Here is an 11,202-nt window from a genome sequence, read left to right as displayed (position 1 = left end):
TAACTCCTGATTATTTCGCGGACTGACGGTACTGCTTAATTAACTCGATAAAATGGTCGAACAGCGGTGCGGCATCGTGCGGGCCGGGGCTCGCCTCCGGGTGTCCCTGGAAGCTGAACGCCGGTTTGTCAGTACGATGAATCCCCTGCAGGGTGCCGTCGAACAGCGACTTATGGGTGACGCGCAGGTTGGCCGGCATAGACGCTTCATCCACCGCGAAACCGTGGTTCTGCGCGGTGATCATCACCACGTTGTTATCAATATCTTTTACCGGATGGTTGCCGCCGTGGTGGCCGAACTTCATCTTCACGGTCTTCGCGCCGCTCGCCAGCGCCAGCAGCTGGTGGCCGAGGCAAATGCCGAATACAGGAACGCTGGTTTCCAGAAACTTCTCAATCGCGTCGATAGCGTAGTCACAAGGCGCCGGGTCGCCGGGACCGTTGGACAGGAAGATCCCGTCCGGATTCATCTTCAGCACCTCTTCGGCAGGAGTCTTAGCCGGAACCACCGTCAGACGGCAGCCGCGGTCTACCAGCATGCGCAAAATGTTGCGCTTGGCGCCGAAATCGTAGGCCACCACGTGAAACGGCAGCTCGCTTTCCGCTTTGGCTTCCGGCAGGTCACCCGCAAGGGTCCAGCTTCCCTGCGTCCAGCTGTAGGTTTCTGCGGTGGTTACTTCCTTCGCCAGATCCATACCGTTAAGGCCCGGGAACGCTTTTGCCTTTTCCAGCGCCAGCTGCGCATCCGGGCTATCGCCGGCGATGATACAGCCGTTCTGCGCGCCTTTTTCACGCAGCAGGCGGGTCAGCTTACGGGTGTCGATATCGGCAATCGCTACAATGTTATGGCGCTTCAGATAAGAAGAGAGGTCTTCGGTATTGCGGAAGTTGCTGGCAATCAGCGGCAGATCGCGAATGACCAGACCCTGCGCGTGTACCTGAGAAGATTCTTCATCGGCGGCATTGGTGCCGACATTGCCGATATGGGGATAAGTTAGAGTGACGATTTGGCGGGAATAGGAAGGATCAGTGAGGATTTCTTGATAACCGGTCATTGAAGTATTGAAAACGACTTCCCCAACCGCCGTGCCGGTAGCCCCAATGGCCCGACCGTGAAACTGGGTTCCGTCTTCCAGAACCAATAGCGCTGACTTAATCAAAACACCCTCCAGAGAATATCCACTCACTTTATTTGCATATTAATTCATAATGTAGATCTGAATCAATGCAAATCTGTTGCCCGCAGAATTTTGGCAAACGGCGGCATTCTGGAGAGATGGCGGGTAAAAGTCAACTTAAAGCGGATATTTTTAATCTTGTTTCAGGCGACTACTCTGTAATCTCTGCTTTAAGCGGCAAAAAGATCAACTAACTCGCCTGGGAAAACGCTTGCGGAGGCGGAAGAGTGTAAAAACTGCGCTCAAGGTGTAAAAAAGTGGACCGGATGGTCAAAATTTACAATAAAACAACAAAATTATGGTAGATAATGTATTTTTTTGAAGAGTTCAGCCAATAAAAATCGCAAAAATCAAAAAATAAAGAAGGGCAATAAAGCATTGCCCCTTGCAATCAATTACTTATTGAAAGCAATAACCACATCACGATGGGTAATAATCGTTATAAAGAGTTCAGTTCAAGCACATCACGCATATCAAAAAGACCATTTTTCTTGCCTTTTAGCCATAATGCAGAGCGAACGGCACCATTTGCAAAAGTCATCCGGCTGGAAGCCTTATGGCTGATTTCAATACGTTCGCCGATATCCGCAAACATCGCCGTATGTTCGCCGACGATATCCCCGGCGCGCACGGTTGCAAAGCCGATGGTGCCGGGAACGCGCTCACCGGTATAGCCTTCGCGACTGTATACCGCACACTCCTTCAGATCTTTATCCAGCGCGCCGGCAATCGCCTCGCCCATCGCCAGCGCCGTACCTGATGGCGCGTCGACTTTATGGCGATGATGCGCTTCAATAATCTCAATATCGGTATAGTCGCCCATCACCTTCGCCGCTTTCTCCAGCAGCTTAAGCATAACGTTAACGCCAACGCTAAAGTTTGCGGCAAAGACGATGGCGATCTCCTGCGACGCCTCGCGAATGGCCTGCTTCCCGGCGTCGTCAAAACCGGTGGTGCCGATAACCATGCCTTTACCATGTTGACGGCAAAAAGCGAGATGGTTCAGCGTGCCTTCCGGACGGGTGAAATCGATGAAGACATCGAAATCGTCTTTTACCGCCTCAAGGCTGCTCTGCACCACCACCCCTGACTTGCCCGCGCCCGCCAGTTCGCCCGCATCGCTGCCGAGCAGCGAGGAACCTTCGCGCTCCAGCGCCGCGCCAAGCGCCGCGCCTTCCATCTGCTGTACCGCCTGAATTAACTGGCGTCCCATCCGGCCGCCCGCGCCCGCGATGGCCACGCGGATATGTGCATCATGCATAGCTATTCTCTTTTGTTAACACTACGTAAATTGTTTTCAGAGTAACCAGCTCAACGATGAGCCGCTACTCAAAAACACCGATAATTAGAAATTTATGACAAACTGCCGCCGATATCAGTAAAAACTATACGATTATGCCGGGAATCGGCCATTGGGCAGAGAGAAGGAATGAACAAATGGGCTGGAACCCCGGTTCAGCCATGTGCAGGTCAATCCGGGGTCAGCTATCGATGAAAAACCGGGCAATTAATGCAGGAACATCTCCCCGGCAGGAAAACCAGACAGGAACCAGGTTACCGCCAGCAGGTCAGCGCTGCCGCCAGGGCTAAGATGGCGAACAATCAGTTCATCATCGAGCTGGCGCAGCGCTTCCAGCCCGCCATCGGCCAGCACTCCGCCTTCCCACAGCAGCTTTTGCGCCTGCTGCTGAACAAAATTCAGCCCTTCCAGCCCACCGCGCGATACCAGATTGGTATCGTCATTCCAGGCCATCAGATGCAGCAGGGTCTGCAATAACGCCAGATTGGCGTCGCCGGTATTCGCCATGACGCGATTGAATACCGGCATCGCCTGAGTGCGCACGGTGTGAAAGCCGCTTTCCGCTTCGCCTCTGGCGCCGGAGAGCCCGTAGCGCAGGAAATGCCCTTCGCCTTTGCTCACCTTCTTTCCTTCAGAGAAGGAGAGCTCGCGCGCCACCAGGCCGCGACAGAATCGGGCCACCTGATCGCAAACCCGATGCTGTTCAACCGGCTCCCCTCTGGCAACCAGTCTTCCCGCCGCCGCGCAGAGCAGGCCAAAAGCGAAGATCGCGCCGCGATGGGTGTTCACCCCGCCGGTGGCTTCCAGCATATCCGTCTCGCAGGCCATGCCCACTGGACGCAGCATCGTCAACACCTGTTCCGGCGTGATATTGGCGGTGTCGTGTCCCATAATGAAAAACTTCTCCATCCACGGGGCGACAACCGCCGTACTGGCCTCAAAGGTGGCCAGATCCATATCCCGATGCGCGCCAGCATTACGAATATCCACCAGACCCGGCTTCGGCGTCAGGCGAACTTCAGTCAGTAGCGCCCGTCCCACGCGAGAAACCATCTCCTCAGCCGTCACCGTTTGACGGCTCAATGGCCGATGCTGGCTTATTATCACTTCGCTCATGCCTTTCTCCTCAGCGCGTTTAACCAGCGGTTTTAACCTGACGAATCACGTCGATCACCGAACCATCGCGATAGCGCACCACGGCCACGACCCGATCGGTGAATTCGATCGGATCAGGCTTGCCGGTCAACAGTTCGGCGCGCTGCTGTAGCTCTTCGATGGTCATGAGCTGGATGCCCGCGTTACGCAGGTTATCAATCAGGTCCTGACGCGCCGGGTTAACAGCAATACCGTGGTCGGTCACCAGCACATCCACGCTGGCCCCCGGCGTGACGCGAGTCAGGACTTTCTCCACCACGCACGGAATACGCCCACGCACCAGCGGCGCGGTGATAATGGTTAAATCCGCGCCTGCCGCCGTATCGCTATGGCCGCCGGACGCCCCGCGCAGGACACCGTTGGAGCCGGTCATCACGTTAACGTTAAATCCGGTGTCGATTTCCAGCGCGCTGAGCATCACCACATTCAGGCGTTCGCAGGAGATCCCTTTCGAACCGGGATTGGCGTACTGATTAGCGGAAATTTCGATATGGTTAGGGTTGTTCGCCAGCGAACGGGCGGCATCGCCGTCGAAAGATTGGGTATCCAGCAGCGCTTTGATCAAGCCCTTTTCATGCAGATCGACCATCGTGCCGGTAATCCCGCCCAAACCAAAGCTGGCGGTGATATTGTTACGACGCATCTTATCTTCGAGGAAGCGGGTTACCGCCAGCGATGCGCCGCCGGTACCGGTTTGCAAAGAGAAGCCCTCTTTGAAGTAGCCCGAATGTTCGATGACTTTGGCCGCCTGGCGGGCGATCAGCAGCTCGCGTGGGTTGCTGGTCAGACGGATCGCGCCAGCGGTGATTTTCGCCGGATCGCCGACTTCATCAACCTGCACGATCAGATCCACCTGATCCTGGGCGATGCTGGCCGGATAGTTCGGATAATCCACCCACTCTTCGGTCAGCAGTACCACGCATCTGGCGGCATCGGCATCCACTTTAGCGTAACCCAGCGAGCCGCAGCGGGATTTACCGCTAAAGCCGTTGGCGTTGCCATATTCATCGCAGCACGGCACGCCGAGGAACGCCACGTCAATGGTTAGCTCACCGGTTTGCACTAAATACGCCCGGCCGCCGTGGGAATGGATTTGTACCGGGTTTTCCATCAGCCCGGCGGAGATCTCTTCCCCCAGCTTCCCGCGCAGACCGGAGGTGTAAATCTGCCGGATCACGCCGTTTTTTATGTGCTCGATCAGCGGCCAGTGGGCGTCGATCAGCGAGCTTGAGGCCAGCGTCAGATCGCGAAAGCCCATTTCAGCCAGCTTCGCCACCACCATATTGACCACCTTGTCACCGCCGCGAAACGCGTGATGGAAGGAGATGGTCATACCGTTTTGCAGCCCGGAGCGGCGAATCGCCTCCTCCAGCGAAGCGCAGACTTTACGCTGCCGCTTTTCGCTTTCACTGGCCAGCCACGGACTCTTTGCCGTTACCCCTGCGTAAGGTTCTAATCCTTCCGGCATGACGTACTGTTGATTAAGCATTGCCACGGTCTCTTTCATTATTTCCTCCTTAATCACGAATGCCGGAAGCCGACAGCGCCACGACTTTGCGCGCATGATCGATAATCGGTCCATCTATCATCTTGCCGTTTAGCGAGACCACGCCGAGTCCGCGTTCTTCCGCCTCTTCCGCCGCCGCGATGACGTCCCGCGCATGCTCAACTTCTTTCAGCGTTGGGGCATAAACCTGGTGCAGCAGCTCAATCTGGCGCGGGTTAACCAGCGATTTGCCGTTAAAGCCGAGATTTTTCGCCAGATTCGCTTCCGCGAGGAAACCCTCTTCATTGTTAATGTCCGACCACACGACGTCATAGGCCGCGATTCCGGCGACGCGGGCCGCGTGCAGCACCGCGCAGCGGGCGTAGAACAGCTCCGTGCCGTCGCCGCGGCAGGTCCCCATATCCATGACGTAGTCGAAGGCCGCCAGCGCAATGGCCGACAGACGCGGACTGGCGCGGGCGATTTCTACCGCGTTCACCACGCCCAGCGCCGACTCAATCGCCGCCATTAATTTGGTGCTGCCCACCTCCCGGCCGCACTCGCGCTCAATACGTTCGACGTGAGCCTCCAGCTCATGAATATCTTCTTTGCTATCGGTTTTCGGCAGACGCACCATGTCGACGCCAGCCCGCACCACCGCCTCAAGGTCGGCAAGGCCGAACGGCGTGCTGAGCGGGTTAATACGCACCACGGTTTCCACATCCCGGTAGAGCGGATGCTGGAGCGCATGATGCACCAGCAGGCGAGCGGTATCTTTTTCTCGTAGCGAGACGGCGTCTTCGAGGTCAAACATCACCGCGTCAGCGCCGTAGACAAAAGAGGTGCTTAACATCGCGGCGTTGGCGCCGGGGATAAACAGCATACTGCGACGAGGTTTCATAGCTGGCTCCATTGCGGTTGAGATTGTTGCGCCGCGCGCAGCGCTGCGGCCTGGACGCGAGCCTTCAGCACGCATTCGAGCGCGCCTTTATCATCGACGACGACGTTCGCCCGGGTAACGCCAAGCTGGGTCAGCGTCTCTCTGACGACGCGTTCAATCGCCGCGCCAAACTGCTGCTTCACAATGCTGTCGATTTCAAGCTGAATACCTGGCTCATTCGCAGGCCCAATCCTGACCATCACATCGCTGGACTCCAGCGTGCCGGCCAGGGCGTCAATCATCATTTCCATAGAGGCTGATCCTTAGTTATGGCGGTAAAATCAGGCGGTCTGGCGTTCGCTTTCCGCCAGATGCATCAGAAAAGCGAGCGTTCCCGGCGGTACCAGCGGCTCGATAGCCGACCACTGGCGCTGCTGATACAGCTTGCGCACCCGGGAAGCGGAAATCGGCGCGCCCTCTTTCTCAACCCGCGCCAGCTCAACCACTTCAATGGTCGGCGCGTCGCCGGGCACTTCCAGCAGCTGTCGCATACGCAGGTTGTAATTACGGGTTAATTCGCACAGCGGTTCGCTGCCGACAAAGCGGTGGGTGACCCCCAGCGCCGGAGCTAAATGTTCGCGAAACAGCTGCAGATCGATCTGGCAGTGGCAATCGTCAACCACGCCTTTGTCTTTCAGGAAGTAGCCGGGGAAAGTGGCGCGCGAGATCAGATAGGACGATCCCGGATGCAGGGTCACGTTATCGATCCCGGCGATCCCCTGCTCGATCAGCGCCACGCGATCCTGGTAGCTGAAAAATGAAGCATCTTCCTTCACCACGAAAAGATGCAGCCAGTCGCACTGGCGAGCGGCTTGCTCCACCAGCCAGCGATGCCCCAGCGTAAAGGGATTGGCGTTCATTACGATGGCGCCGATTTTTTCTCCGGGCTGGCGATACATCCTGAGCTGGCGGCAATAGCGGGCCAGGCGTTCGCGGCTGTTCTCCATCAAAACGGCCCTGTCGCCCGCACGGGCGATAGGCCAGAAACCGGCGCAGGAAAAGAGGGCCGCGTTATAAGGTTTAGTGAACAGAAACAGCTCGCTGCGGCCCAGCTCATACGCCAGGGTCATCAGTTCAGTCAGCAGCTTCAGGCTAAGCCCTTCTCCCTGCAGCGACGGGTCGACGGCAATGCACTTCAGCACGCATCCGGCAATCGCGCCGCAGCCAACAATGCGCCGCTGGTACTCGGCGACAATCACTATTTCGCAATCCGCCTCGAGCGAGAGCTGATGCTGATGAAGAAAGAGGTCAACGGCCTCTCGCCGCCGGGGATCTTTCTGTACCACGACGCGTTTTAATATCAGATTCATTTTTTTCGCGCTTCATTGACCAAAACGAGCTGTATTTCGCCACCGTTCCCGTAGCGGTTCTTTTATTTGAATCACACTTTTCCCCGTACCTTAATTTGCTTTATGGTTTTTATGTTGTTAATTAATTCAGAAGAATAAAAACAATTAAATTAATTAAAAACACGACTAATCAGTGAACGTAATCACATATCGCCGTAGCGCATCTTTATTATTATGCCGCCGTCCTATTATTGCTTTTTCTAACGGCATTATTCCTTTTTTTAACAGGGTGACGTCATATGACTAATATGAGCCAGGCTCCTTCGACGGAGAAAAATGGTGTAAGTGAACTGCTGAAGTTTAAAATCTTCGGCATGCCGCTTCCGCTATACGCGTTTGCGTTAATCACTTTACTACTTTCACATTTTTATAACGCGCTGCCGACCGACATTGTTGGCGGCTTCGCCATCATGTTTATTATCGGCGCCATCTTTGGCGAAATTGGCAAACGGCTGCCGATATTTAATAAATATATTGGCGGCGCGCCGGTGATGATCTTCCTCGTAGCTGCTTATTTCGTTTACGCAGGCATTTTTACCCAAAAAGAAATTGATGCAATCACTAATGTGATGGATAAAAGCAATTTCCTGAACTTATTCATCGCAGTTTTGATAACTGGCGCAATTCTCTCGGTTAACCGTAAACTGCTGTTGAAATCGCTGCTGGGTTATATTCCGACGATCCTTATGGGGATCCTCGGCGCATCTATCTTCGGGATTATCATCGGCCTGTGCTTCGGTATTTCCGTAGACCGCATCATGATGCTGTACGTTCTGCCGATTATGGGCGGCGGCAACGGCGCAGGCGCGGTTCCGCTGTCCGAAATTTATCACTCCGTCACCGGCCGCTCCCGTGAAGAGTACTACTCCACCGCGATTGCCATTCTGACCATCGCCAATATCTTCGCCATCGTTTTTGCCGCACTGCTCGATATTATCGGTAAAAAACACACCTGGCTGAGCGGGGAAGGCGAACTGGTACGTAAAGCCTCCTTTAAAGTCGATGATGATGAAAAAGCAGGCCAGATTACCCATCGCGAAACGGCGGTCGGCCTGGTGCTCGCCACCACCTGTTTCCTGCTGGCCTACGTCATTGCTAAGAAAATTTTGCCAAGCATTGGCGGTGTCTCAATCCACTATTTCGCCTGGATGGTGCTGATCGTCGCGGCGCTGAATGCTTCCGGCCTCTGCTCGCCGGAGATCAAAGCCGGGGCCAAACGCCTGTCTGACTTCTTCTCTAAGCAGCTGCTGTGGGTACTGATGGTCGGCGTCGGCGTGTGCTACACCGACCTGCAGGAAATTATCGACGCGATTACCTTCGCGAACGTCATCATCGCTGCGGTAATCGTTGTAGGTGCTGTCGTCGGGGCGGCCGTCGGCGGCTGGATGATTGGCTTCTTCCCGATCGAATCCGCCATCACCGCAGGCCTGTGCATGGCTAACCGCGGCGGCTCAGGCGACCTGGAAGTGCTCTCTGCCTGTAACCGTATGAATCTTATCTCTTATGCGCAAATCTCCTCCCGTCTGGGCGGCGGTATTGTGCTGGTCATCGCCAGCATTGTGTTCGGCATGATGATGTAACCAACACGCACGATGGCGATGTTTGAGCGTCAACCACAGCGATGCCAATTAGGGGCCAGAGCCGGGGGCGGCTTCGGGAAATCCACCCTACTCCTTAGCCGGAAGTATCGTTTGGTTAGCCTTCAAACACGCCGTCGTGCCCTTACTTTAGGGTTTTTCAATGACTGAAGCTGTACTGCTGGGTGAAGGCTTCACCCTGATGTTCCTCGGCATGGGGTTCGTGCTGGCGTTTCTGTTTCTGCTGATTTTCGCCATCCAGGGCATGTCCGCCGCCGTCAACCGCTTCTTCCCCGAACCGGCTGTCGCGCCGAAGGCGGCACCTGCGCCCGCCGCCGCGCACGCTGACGATTTCGCCCGCTTAAAGCCGGTGATTGCCGCCGCCATCCACCACCATCGCCGCCTTAACCCTTAATTCACGGAGGAATCCATGACCGTTGCCATTACCGATGTCGTCCTGCGCGACGCCCACCAGTCCCTTTTCGCCACCCGCCTGCGCCTTGACGATATGCTCCCCGTCGCCGCTCAGCTCGACGACGTGGGCTACGGCTCCCTCGAATGCTGGGGCGGCGCCACCTTTGACGCCTGCATCCGCTTCCTCGGCGAGGACCCGTGGGTCCGCCTGCGCGAGCTCAAAAAGGCCATGCCGAAGACCCCGCTGCAGATGCTGCTCCGCGGCCAGAACCTGCTCGGCTACCGCCACTACGCCGATGACGTGGTGGAGCGCTTCGTTGAGCGCGCCGTCAAAAACGGCATGGACGTGTTCCGCGTCTTCGACGCCATGAACGACCCGCGCAACATGAAAGCCGCCCTGCAGGCGGTGCGCAGCCACGGCGCCCACGCTCAGGGCACGCTCTCCTACACCACCAGTCCGGCCCACACCCTGCAGACCTGGCTGGACCTGACTGAACAGCTGCTGGAGACCGGCGTCGACTCCATCGCGATTAAAGACATGTCGGGCATTCTCACCCCGGGGGCCGCCTTTGCGCTGGTCAGCGAAATCAAAAAACGCTATGACGTGCGCCTGCACCTGCATGCTCATGCCACCACCGGGATGGCGGAGATGGCCCTGCTGAAGGCCATCGAGGCGGGCGTCGACGGCGTTGATACCGCCATCTCTTCCATGAGCGCCACCTACGGCCACCCGGCCACCGAGGCGCTGGTGGCGACGCTGGCGGGTACTGAGCACGACACCGGGCTGGATATCCTCAGGCTGGAGAGCATCGCGGCGTACTTCCGCGAGGTGCGCAGGAAATACCACGCCTTCGAAGGCCAGCTGAAGGGCACCGACAGCCGTATCCTCGTGGCCCAGGTGCCGGGCGGGATGCTCACCAACCTCGAGGGCCAGCTGAAGCAGCAGAACGCCGCCCACCGTCTGGATGAGGTGCTGGCGGAAATCCCCCGCGTGCGCGAGGACCTCGGTTTCATCCCGCTGGTCACCCCGACCTCGCAGATTGTCGGCACCCAGGCGGTGCTGAACGTGCTGACCGGCGAGCGCTACAAAACCATCGCGAAGGAAACGGCCGGGATTCTGAAGGGCGAATACGGCCACACCCCGGTCCCGGTGAATGCGGCATTGCAGGCCCGCGTGCTGGAAGGGGCAGAAGCCATCACCTGCCGCCCGGCGGACCTGCTGAAGCCGGAGCTGGCGCAGCTGGAAGCCGACGTGAAACGTCAGGCGCAGGAGAAGGGCATCGTTCTGGCGGAGAACGCCATCGATGACGTGCTGACCGTGGCCCTGTTCCCGCAAATCGGCCTGAAGTTCCTGGAGAATCGCAATAACCCGGCGGCGTTCGAGCCGGTACCGCAGGCTGAAGAGGTCAAACCGGCGGCAAAAGCCGCTAAACCGGCGGCCTCCGGCGTCTACACCGTGGAAGTGGAGGGCAAGGCCTTTGTGGTGAAGGTCAGCGACGGCGGCGATATCAGCCAGCTGACGGCGGCCGCGCCGGCAGCCTCTTCCGCCCCGGCTCAGGCGGCCGCCCCGGCAGGCGCCGGCACGCCGGTGACCGCGCCGCTGGCGGGCACTATCTGGAAGGTCATTGCCGCGGAAGGCCAGACGGTGGCCGAAGGCGACGTGCTGCTGATTCTGGAAGCCATGAAGATGGAAACCGAAATCCGCGCTGCACAGGCCGGGACCGTGCGCGGTATCGCGGTGAAATCCGGGGACGCGGTGGCGGTGGGCGACACCCTGATGACCCTGGCGTAAGGAAAAGGACGC

Annotated in this window: 10 protein-coding genes; 3 read left to right on the top strand and 7 right to left on the bottom strand. The window is 57.4% G+C overall.

The features are described 5' to 3' along the window. Positions 1 to 10: 10 nt before the first annotated feature. The 7 genes from carA to citC form a co-directional block, all read right to left on the bottom strand. Positions 11 to 1,159 carry a glutamine-hydrolyzing carbamoyl-phosphate synthase small subunit gene (gene carA / locus KO1_RS18550; RefSeq protein WP_017145012.1) on the bottom strand — a complete coding sequence of 383 codons (1,149 nt, stop codon included), beginning with the start codon at positions 1,157 to 1,159 and terminating at the stop codon, positions 11 to 13. 457 nt (positions 1,160 to 1,616) lie between these two features. Then, the gene (gene dapB, locus KO1_RS18545; RefSeq protein WP_004108255.1) at positions 1,617 to 2,438 is read right to left on the bottom strand and encodes a 4-hydroxy-tetrahydrodipicolinate reductase; all 822 of its coding nucleotides are present in this window, start codon (positions 2,436 to 2,438) and stop codon (positions 1,617 to 1,619) included. 246 nt (positions 2,439 to 2,684) lie between these two features. Continuing rightward, positions 2,685 to 3,530 carry a triphosphoribosyl-dephospho-CoA synthase CitG gene (gene citG, locus KO1_RS18540; protein WP_375294017.1) on the bottom strand — a complete coding sequence of 282 codons (846 nt, stop codon included), beginning with the start codon at positions 3,528 to 3,530 and terminating at the stop codon, positions 2,685 to 2,687. A gap of 82 nt (positions 3,531 to 3,612) precedes the next feature. After that, complete coding sequence (gene citF / locus KO1_RS18535) at positions 3,613 to 5,139, bottom strand: citrate lyase subunit alpha (protein WP_004108265.1); 1,527 nt, start codon at positions 5,137 to 5,139, stop codon at positions 3,613 to 3,615. Positions 5,140 to 5,149: 10 nt separating this feature from the next. Beyond that, positions 5,150 to 6,019, bottom strand: coding sequence for a citrate (pro-3S)-lyase subunit beta (gene citE / locus KO1_RS18530; RefSeq protein WP_004108268.1), 870 nt, complete (start codon positions 6,017 to 6,019; stop codon positions 5,150 to 5,152). Continuing rightward, on the bottom strand, positions 6,016 to 6,309 hold the full coding sequence (citD, locus tag KO1_RS18525; protein ID WP_004108271.1) for a citrate lyase acyl carrier protein: 294 nt from the start codon (positions 6,307 to 6,309) through the stop codon (positions 6,016 to 6,018). The genes citE and citD overlap by 4 nt, the downstream gene beginning before the upstream one ends. A gap of 30 nt (positions 6,310 to 6,339) precedes the next feature. Next, positions 6,340 to 7,368 carry a [citrate (pro-3S)-lyase] ligase gene (gene citC / locus KO1_RS18520; protein WP_004108274.1) on the bottom strand — a complete coding sequence of 343 codons (1,029 nt, stop codon included), beginning with the start codon at positions 7,366 to 7,368 and terminating at the stop codon, positions 6,340 to 6,342. Positions 7,369 to 7,646: 278 nt separating this feature from the next. On the opposite strand from citC, the gene citS reads away from it, so the two are divergent. The 3 genes from citS (at position 7,647) to oadA (ending at position 11,190) form a co-directional block, all read left to right on the top strand. Continuing rightward, complete coding sequence (gene citS / locus KO1_RS18515) at positions 7,647 to 8,987, top strand: citrate/sodium symporter CitS (RefSeq protein WP_004108277.1); 1,341 nt, start codon at positions 7,647 to 7,649, stop codon at positions 8,985 to 8,987. Positions 8,988 to 9,147: 160 nt separating this feature from the next. Next, positions 9,148 to 9,399, top strand: coding sequence for an oxaloacetate decarboxylase subunit gamma (locus tag KO1_RS18510; protein WP_004108279.1), 252 nt, complete (start codon positions 9,148 to 9,150; stop codon positions 9,397 to 9,399). A gap of 15 nt (positions 9,400 to 9,414) precedes the next feature. Further along, positions 9,415 to 11,190, top strand: a complete 1,776-nt coding sequence (gene oadA / locus KO1_RS18505; protein ID WP_024273718.1) for a sodium-extruding oxaloacetate decarboxylase subunit alpha — start codon at positions 9,415 to 9,417, stop codon at positions 11,188 to 11,190. Positions 11,191 to 11,202 lie beyond the last annotated feature (12 nt).

The sequence above is a fragment of the Klebsiella oxytoca NBRC 105695 genome (genome assembly GCF_001598695.1).
GTDB lineage: Bacteria > Pseudomonadota > Gammaproteobacteria > Enterobacterales > Enterobacteriaceae > Klebsiella > Klebsiella oxytoca.
The sequence above is the reverse complement of the archived record's forward strand: the minus strand, read 5'-3'. Positions and strand labels throughout refer to the sequence as shown.